Raw genomic sequence first — 24119 nt, forward strand, 5'->3', positions numbered from 1 at the left:
GCGGTGCCGCCGCTAGGCCCGCGCATCCTCGCGCAGCATGGCGGCGGCCTTTTCGGCGATCATCATAGTCGGCGCATTGGTGTTGCCGCTGGTGATCGTGGGCATGACCGAGGCGTCGACGATCCGCAGGTACTGCGCGCCGTTCACTCGCAGCCGGGCATCGACCACCCGGCCCATCGCGGCGGTGCCGACGGGGTGGAATATGGTGGTGGCAATGTCGCCGATGGCCCGGTCCAGCGCGACATCGTCCTGCACGGCGATGCCGGGGCGGACTTCCTCGGGCCGGTAGCGGGCGAGCGCCGGCTGCGCGACGATGCGGCGGGTGAGCCGCACCGCACGGCGGGCCACCTCGCGGTCGTCCTCTGTCGCGAGATAGTTGGGGCGGATCGTCGGGTGATCGTCCAGCGTGGCGCTCTCGATGTGGGTCGATCCTCGGCTCGACGGGCGCAGATTGCAGACGCTGGCGGTAAAGGCGGGAAACCGGTCCAACCCCCCGCCGAATGCCTCGAGGCTGAGCGGCTGGACATGGTATTCGAGATCCGCCGTCGCGACATTGGGAGAGGACCTCGCGAAGAGGCCGAGCTGGCTGGGCGCCATTGCCATCGGACCGGAGCGGTTGAGGATGTATTCGAGGCCGATCAGCGCCTTGCCCCACAGGCTTCCTGCCCGGACATTGAGAGTGGAGACGCCCGTCACCGCCCAGGCGCATCGGATCTGGAGGTGGTCTTGCAGATTCTCGCCGACTTGCGGGTTGTGGACCACGCTCGCGATGCCGACCCCGGCGAGCCGCGCGGCATCGCCGATGCCGCTGCGCTCGAGGATGGCGGGCGATCCGATCGCGCCGGCGGTCAGCAGCACTTCGCCGTCTGCCCGCGCTTCGTGTGCCGTCCCGGCGGCGTGCCAGCGGACCCCGACGGCGCGTGTGCCGTCGAACGTCACGCGGTCGGCATGGGCGCCGGTCACGACCTTCAGGTTCGGTCTCCTGATTGCGGGGCGGAGGAAGGCGTCGACCGCGCTCCATCGCCTGCCCCGTTTCTGGGTGACGTCGAACAGAGCCGACCCGAAGTTGTCGCCGTCGTTGAAATCGCCAGTTGGTGGTATGCCCGCCTCGTTTGCCGCGCGCTGGAACGCGTCGAGGATGTCCCAGCGCAGCCTCTGTCTTTCGATGCGGATCTCCCCGCTGGTGCCGTGGAATTCGCTCTCGCCACCGTAATGATCCTCCGCCTTGCGGAAGAGGGGGAGGACATCGTCCCAGCCCCAGCCGGGCAGGCCCATCTGCCGCCAGCCGTCGTAGTCCGCCGCCTGCCCACGCATGTAGATCATGCCGTTGATCGAAGAACTGCCGCCCAGCACCTTGCCTCGCGGATAGCGCAGCGAACGACCGTTGAGGCCTGCTTCCTCCGCCGTCGCCATGCACCAGTCGGTGCGCGGGTTGCCGATGCAGTAGAGATAGCCGACCGGAATGCGGATCCAGTGGTAGTTGTCGCGGCCCCCCGCCTCCAGCAGCAGGACCCGGTTTCGCGGGTCCGCGCTCAGCCGGTTGGCCAGAACGCATCCTGCACTGCCGCCGCCCACGACGATGTAGTCGAAACTATCCATGCCCGACGGCAAGCACACCCTAACGCGCGGCGCAAGCTGGCGCACGGAACAGGGGGCGGCGCCCGCACGTTCATGGCGGGATGAAGAAATCAATCCTGCCGATCGCCTCGCTCGCCATTATGTCCGCCTGCAACCCCGCGCCGCAGGAGACCAACAACGGCACCGAAATGCCCGATGCGCCACAACAGCCGGTGACGCCGCCCCCGGTGGCCGATTCGCAGTCGCCTGAGATCGTCGAGGTCACGCCTCTTGCCATCGATTTGACGCGAAACGAATGGGCTACGGCGGCCAACAAGGATGAGTGCGCGCCGCTGGTTCTCACCACCGACGGGGGTGCGGGTGGCGAGGCGCGGCGTGCGAATTTTTCGGGTGGATGGGGCGTCGCGTTCGACACAGATGGTGTGAAGAGCGCCTATGGCGTGGCCGGTCCGGGCATCGTCGAGAGTGACAGGGCCGACGGGCAGGAGGCTCGACTGAAGGGCCAATGGCCCTACTTCATCAGGTTGGAGAGACTCGCCCAACCCGCCTTCGCCGGTTACGGGCTTGAAGGTGCGAAGCCCTACGGCGCGGAGAGACCGGATGGTGTCGGCGACAATTCGCTGGCTTACGTCCATGTTGCCGGACAGGGGTGCACCTACAACGTGTGGAGCCGGCTGGGCCGCGCTCACTTGGAGGTGCTGCTCGATTCGCTTCGGCTGCTTCCCAAGGATTGAGCGGGTGCCGATGCCGGACTGGCGCAGCGCCAGCCCGGCGCAAGCGCTTTAGCGAGCGGCTACCTTGATAGGCAGAACTTCGGCGCGATCGAACGATACGCGATTGCCGTTATACGTGCCGCGGACGCGATCCTTGCTGACGACCAGTCGAAACGGCGCGCCATTTTCCGTGGTCCCGTTGATCAGCTGGACGTCGCCGCGATCTTTGACGGTGTGGACGTAGGTGCGACCCTCGTGTTCGAACGAACCCTTGGTCGTGTCTGCATGGTTTTTCAAACGCCTGAGACGCTGGTTTCGTATGTACGGCCGACCGGTCAGATCCGTTCTATGATGATCCGGAGGGCACGTTGCATTGCGCTCACCGTCATCGCCCCGGCGGACTGCATGGCCAGAGGCGTTCCGGCAAGGGCCGGCAGATGAACGAACAGTCCGACCGGGCCGCCGGCTGCACATGGCCCGGAAAGGGCCGCGTGATAGAGGTGGTTGCAGACGTAGCCGCCCGCGTCGCTCGAAATCTCGCATGCCAGGCCCGCCCGGCGCAGATCGGAACGGATTGTCATCAAGTCTGCGCGCGTCTCGCATGTCTCCACCTGCTGTCCGGACGGGTTGGGGCAACGACCTTCCGCATCGGGCCGATCGGGCAGGACGTGGCCGGAAGACAGTCTCTCAAGGGTCGCGGATGTCGCGCGGCGACTGTACCCCAACATCAGGATCGCCCGGGGCGTAGGTTCGAGCGATGCCAGCAGGAGGGCGGGAGCGACGTTGTAAAGCGTGGGTAGAAGCAACCGACGTGCGCTGCGAAGCGCCGGATAGTCGCAGTTCGCGAGAGAGGCGAGCAGGCAACCGGTCGGATTGTGCGGAACGCCGGGAAAGGCATCGAATGCCGTAATCAGGATGCCGCCCGTCATCGACCCATTTGAGCGGCGCAGGCGATGCGGTCAACCATCCCCATCCTAGCCATGAACGCCAAGATAACAAGATCCGCGATTCGCTGAATGCCGGATGAATGCAAGTATTATCGAGCGTTCAGGTTGACCTGTGCTTTTAATAGCGAGCATCGTTTCATCCTCGATTTCCAATCGTCTTGCCCTGAAATCGCAAATTTGACTGGATCGAGTAATGACATTCGCTGTTATCATCTGCGCCATGATGAATACATCTATTCTAGCCCGCCCCGCCGGCCGCGCGATTGCAGCGGTCCTGGCACTCGCTACCACTCCCGCGCTGGCCCAGGATGGCGCTTCGGCAACCGATGCGTCGCCAACCGCCGCGGCACCAGACCCTATTCCGATCGTGGTCGCGTCGCAGCCAGCCGCCGTGGCAACGCCCGCCCCCACTCTAAGCGTCGTGGTTCCGGACGCGGTCGTCGACCAGGGCGCAGCCGATGCCCCCACCGCTGATGAAGCACCTGCCGCGCAAGCCCCGGCAACGCCCGCTGCTGCCCGTACGACGGCGGGGCCCCGAACCCCGCAGCCCAGCGCGTCCGCTGCGTCGCGAGCGGGCCCGGACCAAGGCGACACCGTGGTCGCGAACGAGATTCCGGCGACTGTCGCCGAGGTCGCCGACCCCGTCGCCGTGCCGTCGGCGGCGGAGGGCCCATCGGCTGCTCCGGTGTTTGCCGAAGCCGCGCCCGAAGAAAGCGGTTCCGAACTGGTTCTCGTCGGCGGCGGCATGGCAGTTGCCCTGGGTCTTGCAGGGCTTTTCATGGCGGGCGCCTCGCGTCGCAGGCGAGCTGCCCGCCCCGGGGCGGCGACGCCGGTGCGAAACGCGCCGATCGAGCCGCGAGCGCAACCCGTTCGCACGGCTCCTCCCGCGCCTGCGGCTCCCGCTGCCGCCCCGGCACTTCGCCCCGGACCCGGTTTCGTGGTTACGGCCAGCAACCCTGCTCCGACTTATGCGAGCAAGTGGCATAGCGACGGCTACGTCAACGCGACCCCCGCCGCGCCGGTCGCCGGACGTTCGGTTCCGAACACCCCGGAAGGTCGCAAGGCGCTGATCGATCGTCTGGTCCGGGCGAGGCCGGACGCGACCATTCCGTTCACCTCGTCGGCCGCGCGTCGCCGCCGGGCCCGGTTGATCGTGCAGAGCCTGCAACAGAGGCTGGCCGAGCAGCCCAATCTCGACTTCCGCCGCTTCTACGAATCGTTCGGCCGGCGCCAACCGGCGTCCGCCTGATTTCAGGGGTCAGCCGATTCGGAATTGTCTTCGGGGCCGTGCTCGTCAACCGAGCCGGCCCCGTTGCGCATCTAAACCGGGCAAAACGCCCTTCGCGCCTCTCCCCTCGGGCACGGTTTTCCCATATTCCCAAGGGCGAGACGCGCCGGCTCCGGCGTTGGTGATCCATTTCTGCAAAGAGTCCGCCCGATCGATGCCTGCCCTTGCTACCTGGCTGAACGATGCTCTTCCCGATGTGGGGGAGGGGGGCGGCGCGCTGGCCGTGGCGCGCCTGGGTAACGCAGGTCTGCTGAATGTGGGCGGGCTCAGCCTGACGAGCGCGGCGTTCGAGGATGGCGAAGCGCTCGATCCGTCCTTCACCGCGGACGAGGAAGACGCGGTCGCCCCGCCGCTGGAATGGACGCAGCCGCCGGCCGGCACCGCCGAAATGGCGCTGATCGTCGAGGATGCCGATGCCGGGGGCAAATGCCACTGGCTGGTCTTCGGCCTGGCCGGCCAGCGCGGCAAGCTGATGGAGGGGGAAACCCCGCCGCGCACCGGCAAGAATGCGGCCGGCAATTCGGACTGGCTGCTGCCCGCGCCGCCCGAGGATGACGCCCCCCACCGTTTCGTGTTCCAGCTCTATGCGCTGGACACCGCCCTGACCCTGTCGCCCGGCGCATCGCGCAAGGCGCTGGTGGAGGCGATGGAGGGACACGTCCTGTCCGTCGCGTTGCTGACGGGCACTTACGCCCGCGAAGAAGAGATTGAGGACTGGGACGACATCGAGGTGGAATGAGTCCGCCCGCGATCAATCCCGATAGTGAAGGGAGCCGAAAAATGGCCGCCAAGAACAATGCGATCAACAAGCCTGTCGCGGTCTCGCCGACGCTCGAGGAAATCGTCGGCAAGGGTCCGATGTCCCGCGGCGAGGTGACTTCGAAGGTGTGGGAATACATCAAGAAGCACGACCTCCAGGCGAAGGACGACAAGCGCATGATCGAACCCGACGCCAAGCTGGGCGCGGTGATCGGCAACGAAAAGATTTCGATGTTCAAGATGACTGCCGCGGTGTCCAAGCACCTCGGTTGATCGGGTTACCCGGTCCGGCGGTGCCATTTTCCTGGCGCCGCCGGACCGACGACCTCTCCGGTCCACAGGGCCAGCCAGATCAGGACCGGCTGCAACAGCATTCGGGGAACGTGATAGGCCAGGCCCCACCCTCCGTCCGGGTTCGCCAGGTCCATTGTCATGTGATGGATGTTGGCTGGCCAGACGCAGAGGGCATAGAGCGCGAGCCCGATGCCGGCTGCCTGGCGAAGTCGCCCGCTCCACGGCTGGATCAGGGCCATCGCCCCCAGCAATTCGGCAACCCCGGTCAAGGCGATGACCGCGTCCGGCGCGGGCACCCAGTCGGGCGTGATCCGCACGAACAGCGCGGGGTCTCGCAGATGCGCGATCCCGGCGATGATGTAGAGCGCGGCGAGAAGCCAGCGCATCACGCTGCGTAGGCGAGCGGAACCGGTGCGGCGGGCGATCATTGGCCCACCATGCATGCGTTGCGACCCGACGACAAATGACCATTCGCACCGGCATCGGCGGCTGGACTTTTCCCGAATGGCGCGGCGTGTTCTATCCGCCGGACCTGCGCCAGAAGGACGAGCTGGCCTACGCCGCCGCGCATCTCGGCGCTATCGAGGTCAACGCCACGTTTCGGCGCCTGCAGACCCCCGCCACCTTTGCCCGGTGGCGCGATGCCGTGCCCGAGGGCTTTCGCTTCGCGCTGAAGGGATCGCGCTACGTCGTCACGCGCCCGCGCCTTGCCGACGCCGGGGAGGCGGTCGCGCGGTTCTGCGGGCAGGGGATTGCCGAACTGGGCGACCGGCTCGGTCCGGTGCTTTGGCAGCTGTCTTCGCACCGCGTGTTCGATGCGGTGGAAATGGCGGCCTTTTTCGCGCTCTTGCCGCGAGCGATCGACGGGCTGCCGCTGCAACACGTCATCGAGGCGGGCCATCCAAGCTTTGCCTGCGAGGACTTCGCGAGCCTGGCGCGTGAGGCCGGTGTCGCCATCGCGGTCGTTGATGCGGCGGGCAGCGAAACGATCGATGTCGTCACCACCGATTTCGCCTATGCCCGGCTGAAAAATGCGAGCGAGCGGTTGAAGCGCGGCTATCCGCCCGCCGCGATCGAAGAATGGGCACGTTGGGCCTTGGCGCACGAAGCGGCGGGGCGCGACGCATGGATGTTCTGCATCAACGGGGCCAAGGTGCGCGCGCCCGCCGCGGCCATGACCCTGGCGCGCAAGATCAGGGCCGGGTGAAGTCGATGCGGCCCATATCTGCACGAAGTCGGCAGTGGACCAGCCGAGCAGCATGATGCCGCAGATGCCCGCACCACACGAGATGGCCGAAAAGTAGGTCGAGCCATCCAGCATCGGCAGCGCCCCGACCGCATGATAGAACAGCCCGAACATCCAGATTTGCGCGCCGTGCATTACGAAGAGCGCGTAAACGATGCCGAGCGTCGTCGTGATTCCCCGGACCGATACCGTGGCGGATGCGTATCCCGGCCCACACGCCGATCCGCAGAACGTGAGTGATCAGGGCGAGGCCGAGGCCGTGCACGGCAACGCAGGCCGTGATCATCACCGTCGTCCAGGCGGGCTAGGGCAGAAGAGTTTCGATGGTGGCGATCGTCTCGTCATTTAGGCCTGCTCCCGGCGGAGGAGCGCCAGCGTAGCTTCGTCGGGATGGCCGCCAAAGAAGATGGACAAGATCATTTCGAAGGGAGCGGGATTTTCGGCGACCTGCGCGAAGAGCGTCATGCTGCTTCTCAGTTTCATCGCGTCGACAGGCCCGAGAATGTTCTCGATAGTCCGGCGACCGGCCCATGGCATAAGGGCTGCGCAGCATTCGAGCAGCCTTGGACCCAGCACCGGATGAGCAAGGTAAGTTTCGGCCTCATCGGCATCTTGGATCGCATAGAATCGGGCCGTCTCGCTCCGACCCAATCCGGCGATTTGCGGAAAGATGAACCACATCCAGTGGCTGCGCTTCGCCCCGTCCTGCAATTCGGCGAGCGCGCGAGGGTAGATAGGCTTTTGGGCTTCGACGAAGCGGTTGAGTTGGGACAAGACTCAGTCCTTGTGGTCGGGCAAGTCCTTGCGCTTTGTCGAGGCCATTTCATCGAGTTCGCTTTCGCTCATGGATTTGTACATCGACCTCGACGCCCCCTTCAGTTCGCCGACCTTGGTCTCGCCGCGCTTGGCCGACAGAGCCGCGCCTGCCGCTTTTTGCTGAGCCTTGGATGTCGCGCGCATCAGCCTGCCGCCTCCAGCTCGGAGCCGCGCTTCAGAACCTTGTCGCCGTCTTCCTGCTCGATGAGATAGGCGGGATTGTCCTCGGTTCCGTTCTTGCGGACCTTGGTGCCCTTGAGCGTGCGCTGCACCTTGCGTTCGAAGCGCTCGGTCACTTTGCCCTTGGCCGTGCCCTTGCCCCACGACCATTGGACGTCCTGACCCTTGCGGAAGGAGTTCTTGGCCATCAGCAATCGCCTGTCGTGGGGAAAGACGTCACGGTGCTTATTCCTCCGCGCCGGCCTTGCCGCTGGTCAATTCCGCGCCGCTCGGCACCGGATCGTCCGCCGTCGCGGCGCCGGTGATCCAGACGATGGAAAGCGCCACGATCGCCAGCACGAGGCTGATGATCAGCACATAGCGCACCACGTGCGGGGTGCTGCCGCTGCGCGCTTCGGTGGTGGTGACTTCGACTTCGTCGCCGTGACGTTCCATGAATTGCTCCTGTCTGGTCCACATCAGGTCCGTTGCGGACCGCGATGTGGGCGCCCCTGCGGGCACCGAGTTCACATCGAAAACGCGGGTGCGGATGGTTTCGTTCCGTCCGCCCGACAGGCGCTGCAAAAGGGGGTGGACCGTTACGGCCGGAGGAGTTCGTTGATGCTGGTCTTCGACCGCGTCTGCGCGTCGACCGTCTTCACGATCACCGCGCAGTAGAGCGACGGGCCCATCGATCCGTCGGGCAGCGGCTTGCCCGGCATCGCACCGGGCACGACGACCGCATAGGGCGGTACCTTACCCATGTGCACTTCGCCGGTGGCGCGATCGACGATGCGGGTCGAGGCACCGAGGTAGACGCCCATCGAAAGCACCGCGCCTTCGCCGACGTGCACCCCTTCGGCCACTTCGGCGCGTGCGCCGATGAAGCAGTTGTCCTCGATGATGACCGGCCCGGCCTGCAGCGGTTCGAGCACGCCGCCGATGCCCGCGCCGCCCGACAGGTGGACGTTGCGCCCGATCTGCGCGCACGAGCCGACCGTGGCCCAGGTGTCGACCATCGTACCCTCGCCGACATAGGCGCCGATGTTGACGAAGCTGGGCATCAGCACCACGCCCTTGGCGATGAATGCCCCGCGGCGGGCGACCGCGCCGGGCACGACGCGGAAGCCGGCCTCGGCAAAGCGCGTGTCGCTCCACCCGGCGAACTTGGAGGGCACCTTGTCGTAGGCGGGCGCGCCGGCCGAACCGTCGGGCACGATCTCGTTGTCGTTAAGGCGGAAGGACAGCAGGACCGCCTTCTTCAGCCACTGGTTGACGATCCATTCGTCGCCCTGCTTCTCCGCGACCCGCGCCTCGCCCGCATCGAGCATGGCGAGTGCCTTCTCGACATGCTCGCGCACCTCGGTGCTGGCCGGGGTGACATTGGCGCGATCCTCGAAGGCGGCATCGATGGCGGCGATCAGGGCGGCATTGTCGGACATGGCGGTTCCTTCGGACATTTGTGGCCAGGGCAGATTGGCCGTGCAGGAGGTGTCGGTGCTCAGCCAGCCGCCTATCGCCCAAACGCGCGCTGGGCAACCACGCTTTGGGCGCGAAAGGCGAAAGCCAGGCACCCGACAGAGCAAACGATCGCGCGGAGCCACTTGGGCACGCGTTCACTCAATATCCATGGTTGCGACGTATAGAGGATCGCGTCGGAAAATTGCGTCCGACATCAACTTGATATGCGCAGGATCGGCGCGGCAAGGGACGGGACACATCGCAATGAACACCGGGACCAAGTCCGCAGGGGCACTTCGCCTCACCTTGATGGCTTTTTCGATGACCTCCGCGCTGGCGCTTGGCGCGTGCGGCGGCGGGGGCGGCGTGAATTCGACGCCGGCACCTGCACCCGCTCCTGCTCCGGCGCCCGCGCCATCTCCGAGCCCGACGCCCAGCCCCACGCCAACGCCCAGTCCGAGCCCGACCCCGACGCCAAGTCCGACGCCAACGTCGACATCCGCCTTCGATACGAAGGAATATCGCGATTCCGACGGACCGGCGCAGCACAATGCGCTGACCGCGTGGCAGGCGGGCGACACTGGCAAGGGCGTTGCCATCGCGGTGATCGACACCGGCATCGATGCCGACAGCCCGGAGTTCGCGGGACGGATCTCCTCCGCCTCGAAGGACGTGGCGGGTTCGCGCAGCTACGACGATACCGACGGTCACGGCACGCAAGTCGCGCTGGTGGCGGCGGGGGCGCGGAACAACAGCGGCATCATGGGCATCGCCTTCGACGCGACCGTCGTCGCGCTGCGCGCCGACGATCCGGGAAGCTGCGATACCCCCGACGGCAACTGCCAGTTCAACGACGTCGCCATTGCGCGGGGCATCGACGCGGCGATCGCTGCCGGCGCCAAGGTCGTCAACCTTTCGCTGGGCGGCGATGCGCCGACCCAGGACGTGATCGACGCGGTGGCGCGTGCCGGTACGGCGGGGCTGGTCGTCGTGGTCGCTGCCGGCAACAATGGCGACGGGTCGGATGCCAAGATCGATCCGAACAACCCCGATCCCTTTGGAGCCGGCATCCTCGCGGCTGCGCCCGAAAACGTCATCATCGTCGGCTCGGTCGATGCCAACAACGTCATCTCGGGCTTCAGCAACCGGGCGGGCACGGGAGCGCAGTCCTATCTCATGGCGCGGGGCGAGGATGTCTGCTGCCAGTATCGCGACGGCCAGATCTACCTCGAGACGACCGGCGGCGCGCAGTACTTCTACGTGATGAACGGAACCAGCTTCTCCGCGCCGCAGGTTTCCGGTGCGGTGGCCCTGCTGGCACAGGCCTTCCCGAACCTGACCGGGACCGAGATCGTCGACATCATCCTGAATAGCGCGCGCGATCTGGGCACGGCGGGCGTCGATGCGATTTACGGGCGCGGCGTGCTCGACATCAAGCGCGCCTTCGCACCGCAGGGCACGACTACCCTGGCTGGCACGATGACGCCGGTTGCGCTGGGCGAGGGGACCGGCGTCCTCAGTCCGGCGATGGGCGACGCGGCGCGAAGTGCCACGCTCGGCACCGTGCTGCTCGACGGGTATGACCGCGCCTATGGCTACGACATGGCTGCCAACCTCGGTTCGGCCCGGCTGGAGCCCCGATTGTATGGCGCGGTCGCAGGGCGCACCGCGGGGCTGACCATAGAGCAGGGTTCGACCTCGCTCGCCTTCACGGTCGCGCCCGGAATGGTCGAAGCGGGAGGACCGGTGCCGTTGCGGCTCGACAGGGTCGATGCCGAACGCTCGAAACTCCTCGCCGCGCGGATCGGCGCGACGATCGCGCCCGACACGCAATTCGCCTTCGCCCTGCGCGAGGGTGCGCGCGGGCTCGAAGCGGGCATGGCCGATCAGGCACGCCCCGCCTTCCTCGTCGCCGGAGAGGCGGCCGGTGAGCTGGGTTTCATGGCCCGGCGCGACGGCGCGCTGGCGGTCCGCCATGGTTTCGAAGGACCGGGCGGCGAAATGGGCCTCACCGGATCCGCCGAAATGGGCCAGGCGTGGAGCGATGCCTTCGAGGACGGCGTGCGCGGCGAGGGTCGGCGCGGCGCCTTCGCCCGCTATGGCGCGACGCTCGATTGGCAGCGCGGTGCGCTTGGCGGTTCCCTGGGCCTAAGCTGGCTGAGCGAGGACGCGACCATTCTCGGCGCGCGGTTCGGCGAATCGCTGGGTACGGGCGGGGCGAACACGCTGTTCCTCGGTGCCGCAAGCCGATGGCAGCCGGCGGCGGGCTGGACCATCTCCGCCGATTATCGCCGCGGCTTCACCCGGCCCGAGGCGAACGGCATGATCGCAGGCGACACCGCGTTCCAGACCAGCGCGTGGAGCCTTGATGTCGAGCGGCGCTCGGTTCTCGCGCGCGGCGATGGACTCGGCTTTCGCATGGCGCAGCCGTTGCGGGTCGAATCAGGCGCGATCGGGCTGAACCTGCCCGTTGGCTACAGCTATGCGAGCGGCGAGACCACCTTCGAGCGGCGCGATATCGCCCTCAGCCCGAGCGGCCGCGAAGTGGCGAGCGAATTGCGCTGGTACGGCCCGATGTTCGGCGGATCGCTGATGGCGAGCCTGTTCTATCGCGTCGATCCGGGACACGTCGCGGGCCTGCCCGACGACAAGGGCGCTGCGCTGCGCTGGTCGACGAGGTTCTAGGCGATCACGCTCCGGGCGGCGGCCCGGCCAGAAGTTCGCGCACGAAGCGGACGAGGCCGGTCTGCCGCTCGCGCCGCATGCGTTCGGCGTGAAGGATTTCGCGGACTTGCGCGAAACAGCGGTCGATGTCGTCGTTGACCACGACGTAGCGATATTCGGACCAATGGCTGATTTCGGCGCGCGCGCGTTCCATGCGGGCGTCGATGACCTTCGCGTCGTCTGTGCCCCTCGATTCGAGCCGGCGACGAAGCTCATCAATGCTGGGCGGGAGGATGAAGACGGGCACCACGTCCTCGTGCGCGCGCTGGTTGAGCTGCTGCGTGCCCTGCCAGTCGATGTCGAAGAGAAAGTCCTTCCCTTCCTTCATGCCCGTCCAGATCTGGGCCTTGGGCGTGCCGTAGCTGTGTCCGAAGACATGCGCCCATTCGAGAAACGCGTGCTCCTCGACCATGGCGTCGAACGTTGGCTGGGTGACGAAGTGGTAGTCCTTTCCGTCGACTTCGCCGGGCCGCATCGGCCGCGTTGTCGCGGACACCGAAAGCCGCAAGTCGGCATCGGATGCCAAGAGCTTGCGGGCGATCGTCGTCTTGCCTGCGCCCGATGGCGAGGAAAGGATGAACATCAGCCCGCGTCGTTGCAGCGAGGGCGCTTCGGGTGGAAAATCGTCGGCCATGCGCGCTGATGGCCGCGCGACCTTCTCCGGTCAAGCTCGGCGGAACTGCTGTGCATCAATCGCAGACTCGGCTGCGCCGTCAGGGTTCAGGCGGATTTCTCGGCCTTGTCCGCCTGGTTGATCCGTTCGCGAATCTGGCGCTGGCCCTCGGCGCGCGCCTCTCGCTTGCCCTTGCTCATGTCGTAAAGCGTCTTACCGAGGAGGCCCGCGCCGACCAGGAGAGCGCCCGGCACGGAACGGGTCGCGACGCGCGCGATCGCCACCGACGCTAAGGTCTGCGCCATCGACCGGCCCTCGACAACCCGGTCCGCGTCGTCCTTGGCATAGCGTGTCCGCAGCAAGCCCTTTTCCAGGAAGCGGCGTGTCAGGCGGCCGGCGCCCCGCAAGGCGATGTCGGTGATGATCAGGTTGGTCATCGGGTTGGGGCTGATGCCGGGAAGGCGGCGCTTGGGCATGGGAAACCTCGTCTTGTCCGGCACATGGCCCGGAGTGATCCGAGGGTTATGGCCGAAGCGTTACTTTTTCTTCCCGAAGTCGACCGTCACCACGTTCGAGCCGTCTTCGGCGCTTGCCGGAAGAACGCCGTTGTCGCCCGCCTGTTCCGAATCGTTTTCGGCGTCTTCGTGCGGTTCGGGAATGCCGTCAGCCTCGATTGCCTGGAATTGCAGGCCGAAATCGACCGCGGGATCGACGAACGCGGTGATCGCGCCGAACGGTATGACCAGCTTGGCCGGGATCGCGTTGAAGCTGAGCCCGACCGAGAAATGATCGTCCTGCACCGACAGGTCCCAGAACTTGTTCTGCAGCACGATGGTCATCTCGTCCGGAAAGCGGGCGCGCAGGTCCGCCGGGATCGACACTCCGGCGGCGCCGGTCTTGAACGTGATGTAGAAATGGTGCGCGCCGGGAAGCTCGCTGCCCGACGCTTCCACTTCGCGCAGCACACGGCCGACGACGGCGCGCAAGGCTTCCTGCACGATTTCGTCGTAGGGGATCAGGCTGTCGGGCGGGGCGTCGCTCATGCGGCCCGGATTGACCTCCTATACCGCCCGGGTCAAGCGGGAAAAGGCGATTTCCACGCCGTTGCGGCGCCTGGCCGCAGCAATGTTGCGCGCGGCAAGCCGCTGATGCGCTGCCGATTTCAACGTGACGGGCCGGTTGGCGTGCGGGCCGGGCCACGTGCCGACTTGCGCCGCATGACAACCGGCCTATAGCGGGCGCCATGCGCACCGGATCGATCTCGCGAAAGACCAAGGAAACCGCCATCGAGGTGGCCGTCGATCTCGACGGGGCCGGAGAATACGACATTGCCACCGGGATCGGGTTTCTCGATCACATGGTCGAGCAGTTCTCCCGCCATTCGCTGATCAACGTAACGCTCAGGGTCGATGGCGACCTGCATGTCGACCAGCACCACACGGTGGAAGACAGCGCCATCGCACTCGGCGAAGCGATCCTCCAGGCATTGGGCGAAAAGCGCGGGATTGCGCGCTATGGCGCGGCCTATTCGCCGATGGACGAGACGCTGGCCCGCGTGGCGCTGGACATTTCCGGTCGTCCCTGGCTGGTCTGGAAGGCCGGTTTCTCGCAGCCGCGGCTGGGCGAGATGGATACCGAGCTGTTCGAGCACTGGTTCCATTCCATTGCGCAGGCCGCCGGCATCACGCTGCACATCGAACTGCTCTACGGTCAGAACAACCATCACATCATCGAGGCGATATACAAGGGTTTCGCCCGTGCGATGCGGCAGGCGGTCGAGATCGATCCGCGCAAGGGCGATGCCATTCCCTCGACCAAGGGCCTGCTCGGCAAGGGTTCGATCGAGGCCTGATGCGATGTTCATCCTCGACATAACCTATGTCGCGCCGGTCGAACGCATCGACGAACTGATGGACGAGCATGTCGCGTGGCTGAAACAGGGTCACGCGGCGGGGAGCTTTGTCGCCTGGGGCCGCAAGGTGCCGCGCACGGGCGGGATCGTTCTGGCCATTGGCGGCCGGGCCGAAGTCGAGGCGGTGGCCGCTGCCGACCCGTTCGTGACCAGTGGCGCCGTGACCGTGAATGTCATCGAGATGGCGCCGAGCTTCGTGGCCGATGGGCTGGAGTTGCTGGGCCGATGAAGGATGGCATCGCCCTTATCGATTATGGCGCGGGCAACCTGCAGTCGGTGGCCAACGCGCTGAAGGCGGCGGGCGCGGACAACGTCAAGGTCAGCAGCGACCCGGAGATCGTGCGCCGCGCCGAACGCGTCGTCCTCCCCGGCGTCGGCGCCTTTGCCGCCTGTTCGAAGGCGCTGCACGCGGTTCCGGGCATGGTCGATGCGCTGCAGCGCAAGGTCCTCCAGGAAGGTGCGCCGTTCCTCGGCATCTGCGTTGGCATGCAGCTCATGGCGACGCGTGGGGTCGAGCACGGCGTGCACAAGGGGCTGGGCTGGATCCCCGGCGAAGTGCTGCCGATCGTGGTTACCGACCCGAAGATCAAGGTGCCGCATATGGGCTGGAACGACGTGGCGCCGATGAAGCATCGCGACGGCGCCGAACTGATCGACCGGGGGGAGGCCTATTTTCTTCACTCCTACCATTTCGTGCCCGAGGAAGGCCGCCACATCGCCGCGATCACCGATCACGGCGGCGCGATCACCGCGGCGGTGGCGCGCGACAATCTCCTCGGCCTCCAGTTTCATCCCGAAAAGAGCCAGCGCTACGGCATCGACCTGCTCGAACGCTGGCTGATGTGGAACCCGTAAGGACAGGCTTGCGATGATCGTATTTCCCGCAATCGACCTCAAGGGCGGACAGGTCGTTCGCCTGGCCGAAGGCGACATGGACCGTGCCACCGTCTACGGCGACGATCCGGCCGCGCAGGCCCGCATCTTCGCCGCGGCGGGGGCGATGCACCTGCACGTCGTCGACCTCGACGGGAGCTTCGCGGGCGAAGCGCGCAACCGCGAGGCGGTGGACGGCATCGTCGATGCCTTCGAAGGCTATGTGCAGTTGGGCGGAGGCATCCGCACGCGCGAAGCGGTGGAGGCGTGGTTCGACGCAGGCGTCGCGCGCATCGTCATGGGCACCGCCGCGCTCAAGGATCCACAGTTCGTCAAGGACATGGCCGCCGAATATCCCGGCGGCATCGTCGTGGCGGTCGATGCCAAGGACGGCATGGTCGCCACCGCAGGTTGGGCCGACGTGTCCGACGTGCCGGTCGTCGACATGGCCCGCCGGTTCGAGGACGCGGGCGTCGCCAGCCTGCTGTTCACCGACATCGGCCGGGACGGCATGCTGAAGGGCTGCAACATCGAGGCTACGGTCGATCTCGCCCGATCGGTCGACATCCCGGTGATCGCGAGCGGCGGGGTGAAGGGGCTGGACGACATCCGCATCCTGTCGCTTCATGCCGACGACGGGATCGAGGGCGTGATCACCGGCCGCGCGATCTATGACGGGCGGCTCGATCTGAAGACCGCCCTCGCGATGGCGAAAGGCTGACATCATGACCGTCCGCGTCCGCGTCATTCCCTGCCTCGACGTTCGCGACGGGCGCGTGGTGAAGGGCGTGAACTTCGTGGATTTGCGCGATGCGGGCGATCCGGTCGAACAGGCCCGCGCCTACGACGCGGCCGGCGCGGACGAGCTCTGCTTTCTCGACATCTCGGCCAGCCACGAAGGGCGCGGCACGTTGCTCGACGTCGTTCGCCGGACGGCGGAGGTCTGCTTCATGCCGCTCACCGTGGGCGGCGGCGTGCGCAGCGCCGAGGATGCGCGCGCGCTCCTGCTGGCGGGGGCCGACAAGGTCGCCGTCAATTCCGCAGCAGTCACTCGGCCCGCGGTCGTCGCCGACATCGCGCAACGCTTCGGCAGCCAGTGCATCGTTGCCAGCGTCGATGCGCGGCGCGTTTCAGGGCCGGGCACCGGTGGACATTCTGTGGATAACGCTGGGGGTAATGCTGCGGAAAATCGTGGGGAAATCCGGTGGAAAATCTTCACCCATGGCGGTCGCCGGGCCACCGGCATCGACGCCATCGAACATGCGCTGAAGCTGACCGAGATGGGGGCGGGCGAACTTCTCGTCACCTCGATGGACGGCGACGGCACGAAGCGGGGCTACGACCTCGAACTGACCCGTGCCATCGCCGATGCTGTCGGGGTGCCGGTGATCGCCAGCGGCGGGGTCGGGCATCTGGGTCATCTTGTCGCCGGTGTGACCGAGGGGCACGCCAGCGCGGTTCTCGCCGCCAGCATCTTCCATTTCGGACAGCACACCATTGCCGAGGCGCACGAGGCGTTGCGCCTGGCCGGATTGCCCGCGCGAAGCTGATCCGCCCCGAGCGGGATGCCCCTCGCCGCCTGGGTCTTGCCGCATAACCGACATTGTCACACTGAAAATTGAGGCGCCTGCCACAGGAAGTCTTGCATTCGCCGCGGGGGCAGTTACATGCGTAACCAAAGAGCTTCCCCCGAGGTCTGATTTCCATGCGTTTTGTCCCCGCCGCCGCGGCCGCCATGCTGCTGGCCTCCTGTTCGACGACTCTTCCCCAGGCACCTGCTTCGATTGCGACCGCGCCGGATGCGGCGTTCATTCGCGGCGACGTGGCCTATCTGGCCTCCGATGCGCTAGAAGGTCGGGAATCCGGCACGCGCGGCTATGTCGCCGCCTCGGATTATGTCGCGAGCCGCATGGATGCCATAGGGCTGAAGCCGGGCGGGGCGAGCGGATCGTGGTTTCAGCCGGTCGACCTGCGCATCAAGACGTTCGGCGATCGCACGAAGAACGTCATGGCGCTGAGCGGCCCCAACGCGCCGGTGGCACCGTTCGTGCGCGACAAGGATTACGTCGTCACCGGGATGGGCACGGACGCCGACGGTTCGATCTCTGGCCCGCTGGTCTTCGTCGGGCAGGCCTTTGCCGACCCGCGCATCGGTCGTGACGACTTCGCGGGCGTCGACCTGCGCGGCAAGATCGCGGTCGTCTTCTCCGGTTCTCCCGAATACATCGATCCGGAAGAGGCGGCCTACTTCAACAATACCCGTTCCAAACGGCTCGCCGATGCAGGGGCGATCGGCGTGATCACGATCCGCTCGCCCAAGGATACCGAGCGTACGACCTGGGAAAAGTATCTCGGCTATTTCAAGCACTACTCGCGCGCGACATGGATCGATGCCGCGGGCAAGGCCGAGGGTGATTACCCAGGCTATGTCGGTTCCGCCGTGCTCAGTGCCGAGGCCGGGGATCGGCTGCTTGCCAGGTCAGGCCTGACCGTCGCCGCGCTGGAAGCTCTCGCCAAGAATCCCAAGGGCCGCTTCAAGCCTTTCGACATGGGCATCGACGGCCGCATTGATTACGACATGACCTTCGAAAAGGTTACGAGCAGCAACGTCGTCGGCCTGATCGAAGGGACCGATCCGGAGCTCAGGGGCGAATACGTCGTCCTCACCGCGCACCTCGACCATGTCGGCATCGACGATCCGGACGAAAGCGGCGACGCGATCCACAACGGCGCGATGGACAACGCCGTCGGCGTGGCGACCATGCTCGATGTCGCGCGCCGGCTGGCGGTTGCGCCGCCGCGCCGCTCGGTGATCTTCATCGGCCTGACGGCAGAGGAAAAGGGCCTGATCGGCTCGTCCTACTTCGCGCAGCACCCGACCGTGGCGAAGGACGCGATCGTCGCCAACGTCAATCTCGACATGCCGACACTGACGTTCGCGTTCACCGACATCATCGCCTATGGCGCCGAACGCTCCACGCTGTTTCCGGTGCTGGAAACCGCGATGGGCCGGGCCGGGGTCACGCTGGCCAAGGATCCGCATCCCGAAGAGGGCATCTTCACCCGGTCCGACCACTATTCCTTCGTCGAGCAGGGCATCCCGTCTATCTACCTCGACACCGGTCCGGGCAATGGCGGCGAAGAGGCGTTCCAGGCTTTCATCAAGGAACACTATCACCAGCCTTCGGACGAGATCGAGCTGATCGATTTCACCCAGGCTGCGCGTTTTGCCGCCATCAACTACGACATCGCCCGCGGCATCGCGAACATGATCGAGCGACCGGTGTGGAAGAAGGGCGATTTCTTCGCCACCGTGTTCAACGGACCGATGGCGGACACGAACAGCGCCTTTGCCACCGCGCACAAGGAACGGGTGGAGAACTGATCCGACCCTTCGGATCGGTCTTCGTCCAGCGGCGGGGCGGGCTCCTTTGCCCCCCAGCATGACCCGCCTCGTCGCATCTCGTTTCCCGGCACCATAGCGGCTGACCGCTTCCGCGTCAGCCCCATGATCGCAGACGCTCGCATTCCCGGCATTGCAGCGCAGACCGGCAGCGCCTACCGGTCGGTTCGATCAGCCCCGCCGCTTCGGGGCCAAGGGGGCATCGCATGCACGAAACCGCGGGCGGCCACATGCTGCTGGAAGGGGTGATCCTTCTCGGCTTTGCGCTCTTCTTTGTCCTGACGTTTCGCCGGCTCGGGCTGGGCGCGACGCTGGGCTATCTCGTGGCCGGGGCGGTGGTCGGGCCGCACGTCCTCGGCTTGGTGGGCGGGGCCGAGGCCAAGCTCAACTTCGCGGAGCTCGGCATCACGGTGCTGCTGTTCATCGTCGGTCTCGAACTGGCGCCGCAACGCCTGTTCCGGATGCGCAAGGAGATATTCGGCGTAGGCCTGTTGCAGGTGGCGCTGTGCGGTATCGCGCTCAGCGCGCTGATCTACGTCACCACCGGCTTCAGCCTCCAGGCCTCGATCGCCATCGGCCTGCCGCTCGCCCTCTCCTCGACCGCGCAGGTCCTGCCCATGCTGCAAAGCGCCGGGCGGCTGCGCACTCCGTTCGGAGAGCGCGCCTTTGCCGTCCTGCTGTTCCAGGACCTTTCGCTGATCCCGCTGATCACCATCGTATCGGCGCTGAGCCGCAAGCCCGACGTGACTGAGGGGCCGCCGGGCTGGCAGGCCGCGCTGATCGCGGCGGTCGCCATCGTCGGGCTGATCGTCGCGGGCCGCTACCTGCTGCGCCCGCTGTTCCGGCTGATCGGCGTGATGGGCGAGCGCGAGATGTTCGTCGTCGCCGCGCTGTTCACCATCGTCGGCGCGGCCGCACTGATGGCCTCGCTCGGCTTGTCGACGGCGCTGGGCGCCTTTATCGCCGGCGTCATGCTGGCCAGCTCGCCCTATCGGCACGAGCTCGAAGCCGACGTGGAGCCGTTCCGTTCGATCCTGCTCGGCCTGTTCTTCCTGTCTATCGGCATGATGCTGGACCTGCCGGCGATCGCCGACCGGCCCCTGTTCGTCGGGCTGATGGCGCTCGGCCTCGTCGCCACCAAGGCGCTGGTGATCGGGTTCATCGGGCTGCTCATCAGGATGCCGTGGCGTCGCGCGCTCGCCTTGGGCCTCTTGCTGAGCCAGGGCGGCGAATTCGGGTTCGTGCTTTTTGCCCAGGCGCAGAACGGCCTCATCATCGCGCCGGAGGCGGCCAGCCTGTTCGGAGCGGTCGTCACCCTTTCCATGGCAACCACGCCGTTCCTGATGATGGCCACCCGCCGCATCCGAGCCGAAGCCGAAGGCCACGGCGGCGAGCGCGAGGGGCCGAAGGCGGACGGGGCCAGCGCGCTCGTCGTCGGCTACGGCCGTTTCGGCCAGACCGTGACCCAGATGCTCGTCGCCGCCGGCATCCGCGTCACCATCATCGATCGCAACGTCGACCTCATCGATCTGGCGGGCACTTACGGCGCTCAGGTCTATTTCGGCGACGGCACGCGCATCGACCTGCTGCGCCAGGCGGGGGCGGGAGAGGCGCGGGCTATCCTGTTCTGCCTCGACGGCGACCAGGCGAGCGCCGACCTGATGGCTTCGGTCAAGGAACAGTTTCCCGATGCCGCGATCCTGGTCCGCGCGTTCGACCGGCGGGCAGTCGTCGCGCTCAACGACGCACCCGTCGATTTCGTCGTGCGCGAATTGTTCGAATCGGCGATCAGCATGGCGCGCAATGCGCTCGAGAGCCTCGGCGAAAATCTCCAGGCGATCGACGAGGCCGAGAGCGCCTATCGCGACCGCGATTGCGAGCGGCTGGAACAGCAGTTCGCCAGCGGCGATTTCCTGGCGGGGCGTGATCGCATCTTCGTGCAGCGCGATTGATCGCGGCCGCGTCGCGGCATAAGGCACGCTCATGGCCGAACACACGAAACCACCGCTCGATGCCCTCACGCGCCTGGCCGCGACCATCGAGAGCCGCAAGGGCGGCAACCCGAACGAGAGCTATGTCGCCAAGCTGTTAGATCGCGGCCCCGACTATGCCGCGCGCAAGCTGGGCGAGGAGGCGGTGGAAACCGTCGTCGCGGCGCTGGCGGGTTCGGACGAGGAACTGGTCGGCGAGGCGGCGGACGTGATCTTTCACCTCGCGGTCCTGCTCGCGGCGCGCGATCTGTCGATCCACGACGCGCTTGCCGAACTGGACCGGCGCGATGGCGTTTCCGGCATCGCGGAAAAGGCGGCGAGGGCTCGGTCATGAGCCCGGTCGATCCCCGCGCCCCTTACGACGACGACAATATCTTCGCCCGCATCCTGCGCGGCGAACTGCCCTGCTCCAAGGTCTACGAGGACGAGTGGGTCCTTGCCTTCCACGACATCGCGCCGGTGGCCGACGTCCACGTCCTTGTCGTTCCCAAGGGCAAGTACGTGTCGTGGGACGATTTTTCGCAGCGCGCCGCCCCGGACGAGATCGCCGGGTTCGTCCGCGCGGTCGGCGCCATCGCCCGCGACATGGGGCTGGTCGATGGGGGTTATCGCCTGATCAACAACGTCGGGCCGCATGGCGGGCAGTTGGTGCCGCACCTGCACGTCCACCTCCTCGGCGGGCGAGTGATGGGCCCGATGCTGGACCGCAACTGGACGGCTGGTTGACCGGCATGCCGGTTTGCCGCCTCGCCAAGGTGAATTGCCGCTGAATCGACCATCCACAGCGGCAAAAATATGCCGCTTGTGCGACGAATCGAGCCACGGCTATGACCCTTGCCGATGGCGCAGGACCAGCATCCCTCACCGGCCACCGGATCGATCCGCGACGGCACGCATTGGTACGCCGTGCGCGCTTTTTTCGAGGATACCGACCTGTCCGGCGTCGTATATCACGCCAACTACATTCGCTGGTTCGAACGCGCGCGGTCCGACCTTCTCGATTGCATCGGCATCGACCAGCGCGCGGCGATCGAGGCGGGGGAGGGTTTCTACGCCGTTGCCGACCTCGCGATCCGCTATCGCGCCCCGGCAAGGCTGGGTGACACGGTGTTGATCGAGACCCGGGCCACCCGCCTGGCCCGCGCATCCTGCACGTTGTCGCAGCGCGCCTTGCGCGATGACACCCCGCTCGCCGAAATGGACGTCCGCGTCGGCTTCGTCGCACCCGATGGCCGCCCGCGTCGCCAGCCCGCAGACTGGCTTGTCGCTTTCCAGACCGTTGCTCCATCCAGCCCATCACAGAATCGATGATCCCGAACCGATGACCCTGACCGATATCCTTGCCGTCGCCGTTCCCGCCGCCACGCCTGCTCCGGCTGTGCCGATGCGGCTCGACCCGCTGCAGCTTTTCCTCGATGCCGACATCGTCGTGCAGTCGGTCATGGCGGGCCTGCTGATCGCCTCTGTCGTGGTCTGGGCGATCATCGTGTCCTTCTGGATCCGCATGGGCCGGGTCGACCGCCAGACCCGCGATTTCGAATCCCGCTTCTGGCAGGCGGACGACGTCGAACCGCTGGTGAAATCGAACGAGGATCTGCCCTCCCGCCGCGTCGCCGCCGCCGCCATTGCGGAATGGCAGACCTCGACCCGGCGGGGCCTGCGCGACAAGGCGGGCCTGCGCGAGCGGCTGTCAGGGGCGATGGATGCCGCAGTCACCGCGGAAAGCGACAGCTTGTCGGAGAAGCTTAACTTCCTCGCCACGGTCGGGTCGGTCGCGCCCTTCGTCGGCCTGTTCGGCACCGTCTGGGGCATCATGAACAGCTTTTTCCAGATCGGCGCGCAGGCGGACACTTCGCTCGCCGTCGTCGCCCCCGGCATTGCCGAGGCGCTGTTCGCCACCGCCATCGGCCTGTTCGCGGCGATTCCGGCGGTCATTGCCTATAACCGCTTTTCGCACCGGGTGAACGGGTTCGAAACGCGGCTCTATCGCTTCTCCGATCGGTTCCACGCCTCGCTCAGCCGCGAATTGGAGGCGATGTAAGTGGCGATGGGCATGGCATCGGGCGGCGGCGGTTGCCGTCGCCGACGGGGCCGGAGCGGCCGCGCGCCGATGGCCGAGATCAACGTGACGCCGATGGTCGACGTCATGCTGGTGCTGCTGATCATCTTCATGGTCGCCGCGCCGCTGATGGTCGCGGGCGTTCCGGTCGACCTGCCCGACAGCCAGGCGAGCGCGCTCGACAACCAGGACCGCCAGGTGTCGGTCAGCCTCGACGCGCAGGGGCAGATCTTCATTGATGAGGCGCAAGTGCCCGCTGGCGCGTTCTCCGAACGCCTCGCTCTCATCGCGCCGGGCGCGGGAGAGGCGCCGCCGGTGGTGCTGCGGGCCGACAGGGCGCTCGACTACGGCCGCGTGGTGGCGGTGATGGGCGCGCTGAACAAGGCCGGTTTCCGCCAGATCTCGCTGGTCACTCACGGTTCATCGGAAAGCCCATAGGCCAGGGTGACAATGTCTTTTGCCACACCCGTCCCGGCTGACGATGCGGACCGCGGCCTTCGCCGCGAGGACCGGCTGGGTCTCGTCATCGCGATCGGCCTCCATGCGCTTGTGCTCGTCGCGCTCGTCACCTGGGACAAGGCCGCGCCGCCCGCGCCGATCCCCGATCGCATCACCGTCACCGTGTCCGACGAGATCGCGCTGGAATCGGTATCGCCGAACCCGATGGCCGACCCCGCGCCTTCGGTGGCGCAGGAGATCGGCCCCGTCGAACCCGCCGCCGATGCCGCGGCGCCGGTGCCGATGCCCGTGACCGCCGCCGAAACGCCGCGTCCGCAACCGCGCCCCGCGCTGGTGCCGTCGCCCGCCAAGGCGCAGCCGACCCCGGCCAAGGCGCAACCGAAACCCGCGCCCAAGGCCCAGCCCAAGCCGGAGCCGAAGCGCGCGACCGGGAGCCGGCTCGGCAACGATTTCCTGTCCGGCACGGGCGGGAAGGCGGCCGACGCCGATCAGCCTGCCGCGAAGGCCGGACCGCTCACAGCCGCGTCGCTGTCCAGCGCGATCAGCCGCCAGTTGCGCCCGCACTGGACCGCGCCGCAAGGTGTCGACGCGGAAAAGCTGGTCACCGTGCTCAGCTGGCGAATGGACCGCAACGGCAATCTGATCGGCCGGCCCGAGGTCGTGTCGCAGAGCGGCGTGACCCCGGCAAACGAGGCACAGAAACAGCGCCATGCCGAACTGGCGATCCGCGCGGTGCAGCTTGCCGCGCCGTTCGACTTGCCCGACGACTATTACGACACGTGGAAGAACGTCAGCTCCTTCCGCTTCGACCGGAGACTGTGAGG

The 24119-nt window shown here is 66.7% G+C and carries 32 protein-coding genes; 20 read left to right on the forward strand and 12 right to left on the reverse strand.

The window, feature by feature from the left end; translation table 11 throughout:
* Window positions 1-12: 12 nt before the first annotated feature.
* A complete protein-coding gene (locus tag J2X37_RS02745) occupies window positions 13-1599 on the reverse strand; it encodes a GMC family oxidoreductase N-terminal domain-containing protein (protein WP_310017451.1) in 1587 nt (528 codons plus the stop codon).
* 80 nt (window positions 1600-1679) lie between these two features.
* Here J2X37_RS02745 and J2X37_RS02750 point away from each other — a divergent pair, with 80 nt between their 5' ends.
* A complete protein-coding gene (locus tag J2X37_RS02750; protein ID WP_310017453.1) occupies window positions 1680-2312 on the forward strand; it encodes a hypothetical protein in 633 nt (210 codons plus the stop codon).
* Window positions 2313-2360: 48 nt separating this feature from the next.
* On the opposite strand, the gene J2X37_RS02755 is transcribed toward J2X37_RS02750, so the two are convergent.
* Together J2X37_RS02755 and J2X37_RS02760 are read right to left on the reverse strand one after the other, a co-directional pair.
* On the reverse strand, window positions 2361-2588 hold the full coding sequence (locus J2X37_RS02755) for a hypothetical protein (protein WP_310017455.1): 228 nt from the start codon (window positions 2586-2588) through the stop codon (window positions 2361-2363).
* 38 nt (window positions 2589-2626) lie between these two features.
* Complete coding sequence (locus J2X37_RS02760; RefSeq protein WP_310017457.1) at window positions 2627-3220, reverse strand: hypothetical protein; 594 nt, start codon at window positions 3218-3220, stop codon at window positions 2627-2629.
* A gap of 613 nt (window positions 3221-3833) precedes the next feature.
* On the opposite strand from J2X37_RS02760, the gene J2X37_RS02765 reads away from it, so the two are divergent.
* From J2X37_RS02765 to J2X37_RS02775, 3 genes are all read left to right on the forward strand, one after another.
* On the forward strand, window positions 3834-4487 hold the full coding sequence (locus tag J2X37_RS02765) for a hypothetical protein (protein ID WP_310017459.1): 654 nt from the start codon (window positions 3834-3836) through the stop codon (window positions 4485-4487).
* Window positions 4488-4680: 193 nt separating this feature from the next.
* Entirely contained in the window at window positions 4681-5265 is a 585-nt protein-coding gene (locus J2X37_RS02770) for a YbhB/YbcL family Raf kinase inhibitor-like protein (protein WP_310017461.1), read from the forward strand.
* Window positions 5266-5306: 41 nt separating this feature from the next.
* Complete coding sequence (locus J2X37_RS02775; RefSeq protein WP_066555351.1) at window positions 5307-5558, forward strand: SWIB/MDM2 domain-containing protein; 252 nt, start codon at window positions 5307-5309, stop codon at window positions 5556-5558.
* A gap of 5 nt (window positions 5559-5563) precedes the next feature.
* Here J2X37_RS02775 and J2X37_RS02780 read toward each other — a convergent pair whose 3' ends face one another.
* Complete coding sequence (locus tag J2X37_RS02780; RefSeq protein WP_310017464.1) at window positions 5564-5965, reverse strand: DoxX family protein; 402 nt, start codon at window positions 5963-5965, stop codon at window positions 5564-5566.
* A gap of 77 nt (window positions 5966-6042) precedes the next feature.
* Here J2X37_RS02780 and J2X37_RS02785 point away from each other — a divergent pair, with 77 nt between their 5' ends.
* Together J2X37_RS02785 and J2X37_RS02790 are read left to right on the forward strand one after the other, a co-directional pair.
* Window positions 6043-6786, forward strand: coding sequence for a DUF72 domain-containing protein (locus J2X37_RS02785; RefSeq protein ID WP_310017466.1), 744 nt, complete (start codon window positions 6043-6045; stop codon window positions 6784-6786).
* Between the two features lie 193 nt (window positions 6787-6979).
* A complete protein-coding gene (locus J2X37_RS02790; protein ID WP_310017468.1) occupies window positions 6980-7174 on the forward strand; it encodes a hypothetical protein in 195 nt (64 codons plus the stop codon).
* Here J2X37_RS02790 and J2X37_RS02795 read toward each other — a convergent pair.
* From J2X37_RS02795 to dapD, 5 genes are all read right to left on the reverse strand, one after another.
* Window positions 7171-7599: a DUF1810 domain-containing protein gene (locus J2X37_RS02795; protein WP_310017470.1), complete on the reverse strand. Its 429-nt coding sequence runs from the start codon at window positions 7597-7599 to the stop codon at window positions 7171-7173. The genes J2X37_RS02790 and J2X37_RS02795 overlap by 4 nt on opposite strands.
* Window positions 7600-7602: 3 nt before the next feature.
* Window positions 7603-7785, reverse strand: coding sequence for a DUF3008 family protein (locus tag J2X37_RS02800; RefSeq protein ID WP_310017472.1), 183 nt, complete (start codon window positions 7783-7785; stop codon window positions 7603-7605).
* Window positions 7785-8009 carry a DUF2945 domain-containing protein gene (locus J2X37_RS02805; RefSeq protein ID WP_404979587.1) on the reverse strand — a complete coding sequence of 75 codons (225 nt, stop codon included), beginning with the start codon at window positions 8007-8009 and terminating at the stop codon, window positions 7785-7787. The genes J2X37_RS02800 and J2X37_RS02805 overlap by 1 nt, the downstream gene beginning before the upstream one ends.
* Window positions 8010-8046: 37 nt before the next feature.
* Window positions 8047-8256, reverse strand: coding sequence for a hypothetical protein (locus J2X37_RS02810; RefSeq protein ID WP_310017474.1), 210 nt, complete (start codon window positions 8254-8256; stop codon window positions 8047-8049).
* Window positions 8257-8399: 143 nt separating this feature from the next.
* A complete protein-coding gene (gene dapD / locus J2X37_RS02815) occupies window positions 8400-9242 on the reverse strand; it encodes a 2,3,4,5-tetrahydropyridine-2,6-dicarboxylate N-succinyltransferase (protein ID WP_310017476.1) in 843 nt (280 codons plus the stop codon).
* Window positions 9243-9582: 340 nt separating this feature from the next.
* Here dapD and J2X37_RS02820 point away from each other — a divergent pair, with 340 nt between their 5' ends.
* Window positions 9583-11946: a S8 family peptidase gene (locus J2X37_RS02820; protein ID WP_310017479.1), complete on the forward strand. Its 2364-nt coding sequence runs from the start codon at window positions 9583-9585 to the stop codon at window positions 11944-11946.
* 4 nt (window positions 11947-11950) lie between these two features.
* Here J2X37_RS02820 and gmk read toward each other — a convergent pair whose 3' ends face one another.
* The 3 genes from gmk to J2X37_RS02835 all read right to left on the reverse strand — a co-directional run bounded on the left by gmk (window position 11951) and on the right by J2X37_RS02835 (window position 13641).
* The gene (gmk, locus tag J2X37_RS02825; protein WP_310017481.1) at window positions 11951-12619 is read right to left on the reverse strand and encodes a guanylate kinase; all 669 of its coding nucleotides are present in this window, start codon (window positions 12617-12619) and stop codon (window positions 11951-11953) included.
* Window positions 12620-12705: 86 nt separating this feature from the next.
* On the reverse strand, window positions 12706-13074 hold the full coding sequence (locus J2X37_RS02830) for a hypothetical protein (protein WP_310017483.1): 369 nt from the start codon (window positions 13072-13074) through the stop codon (window positions 12706-12708).
* A 60-nt stretch (window positions 13075-13134) separates the two neighbouring features.
* Window positions 13135-13641 (reverse strand): ClpXP protease specificity-enhancing factor SspB, encoded by a 507-nt coding sequence (locus tag J2X37_RS02835; RefSeq protein ID WP_310017485.1) that lies wholly within the window; start codon window positions 13639-13641, stop codon window positions 13135-13137.
* Window positions 13642-13841: 200 nt separating this feature from the next.
* Between J2X37_RS02835 and hisB the strand changes: the two genes are divergently transcribed.
* The 13 genes from hisB to J2X37_RS02900 all read left to right on the forward strand — a co-directional run bounded on the left by hisB (window position 13842) and on the right by J2X37_RS02900 (window position 24117).
* Entirely contained in the window at window positions 13842-14450 is a 609-nt protein-coding gene (gene hisB / locus J2X37_RS02840; RefSeq protein ID WP_310017487.1) for an imidazoleglycerol-phosphate dehydratase HisB, read from the forward strand.
* Window positions 14451-14454: 4 nt separating this feature from the next.
* Complete coding sequence (locus tag J2X37_RS02845; RefSeq protein WP_310017489.1) at window positions 14455-14739, forward strand: YciI family protein; 285 nt, start codon at window positions 14455-14457, stop codon at window positions 14737-14739.
* Window positions 14736-15365 carry an imidazole glycerol phosphate synthase subunit HisH gene (gene hisH, locus J2X37_RS02850; RefSeq protein ID WP_310017491.1) on the forward strand — a complete coding sequence of 210 codons (630 nt, stop codon included), beginning with the start codon at window positions 14736-14738 and terminating at the stop codon, window positions 15363-15365. Before J2X37_RS02845 ends, hisH begins: the two co-directional genes overlap by 4 nt.
* A gap of 13 nt (window positions 15366-15378) precedes the next feature.
* Window positions 15379-16104 (forward strand): 1-(5-phosphoribosyl)-5-[(5-phosphoribosylamino)methylideneamino]imidazole-4-carboxamide isomerase, encoded by a 726-nt coding sequence (hisA, locus tag J2X37_RS02855; protein ID WP_310017493.1) that lies wholly within the window; start codon window positions 15379-15381, stop codon window positions 16102-16104.
* A gap of 4 nt (window positions 16105-16108) precedes the next feature.
* Complete coding sequence (gene hisF / locus J2X37_RS02860) at window positions 16109-16933, forward strand: imidazole glycerol phosphate synthase subunit HisF (protein ID WP_310017496.1); 825 nt, start codon at window positions 16109-16111, stop codon at window positions 16931-16933.
* 185 nt (window positions 16934-17118) lie between these two features.
* A complete protein-coding gene (locus tag J2X37_RS02865; protein ID WP_310017498.1) occupies window positions 17119-18768 on the forward strand; it encodes a M28 family metallopeptidase in 1650 nt (549 codons plus the stop codon).
* Window positions 18769-18992: 224 nt separating this feature from the next.
* Entirely contained in the window at window positions 18993-20738 is a 1746-nt protein-coding gene (locus J2X37_RS02870) for a cation:proton antiporter (RefSeq protein ID WP_310017500.1), read from the forward strand.
* A 31-nt stretch (window positions 20739-20769) separates the two neighbouring features.
* The gene (locus J2X37_RS02875; RefSeq protein WP_310017502.1) at window positions 20770-21111 is read left to right on the forward strand and encodes a phosphoribosyl-ATP diphosphatase; all 342 of its coding nucleotides are present in this window, start codon (window positions 20770-20772) and stop codon (window positions 21109-21111) included.
* Window positions 21108-21503 carry a histidine triad nucleotide-binding protein gene (locus J2X37_RS02880; RefSeq protein WP_310017504.1) on the forward strand — a complete coding sequence of 132 codons (396 nt, stop codon included), beginning with the start codon at window positions 21108-21110 and terminating at the stop codon, window positions 21501-21503. Before J2X37_RS02875 ends, J2X37_RS02880 begins: the two co-directional genes overlap by 4 nt.
* A gap of 114 nt (window positions 21504-21617) precedes the next feature.
* A complete protein-coding gene (locus J2X37_RS02885; RefSeq protein WP_310017506.1) occupies window positions 21618-22088 on the forward strand; it encodes a YbgC/FadM family acyl-CoA thioesterase in 471 nt (156 codons plus the stop codon).
* A gap of 10 nt (window positions 22089-22098) precedes the next feature.
* Entirely contained in the window at window positions 22099-22818 is a 720-nt protein-coding gene (gene tolQ, locus J2X37_RS02890) for a protein TolQ (RefSeq protein ID WP_310017508.1), read from the forward strand.
* Window positions 22819-23274: an ExbD/TolR family protein gene (locus J2X37_RS02895; RefSeq protein WP_404979588.1), complete on the forward strand. Its 456-nt coding sequence runs from the start codon at window positions 22819-22821 to the stop codon at window positions 23272-23274.
* A gap of 12 nt (window positions 23275-23286) precedes the next feature.
* Window positions 23287-24117 carry a hypothetical protein gene (locus J2X37_RS02900; RefSeq protein ID WP_310017510.1) on the forward strand — a complete coding sequence of 277 codons (831 nt, stop codon included), beginning with the start codon at window positions 23287-23289 and terminating at the stop codon, window positions 24115-24117.
* The last annotated feature ends 2 nt before the right edge of the window (window positions 24118-24119 follow it).

This window comes from Croceicoccus sp. BE223, from assembly GCF_031457155.1.
Lineage (GTDB): Bacteria > Pseudomonadota > Alphaproteobacteria > Sphingomonadales > Sphingomonadaceae > Croceicoccus.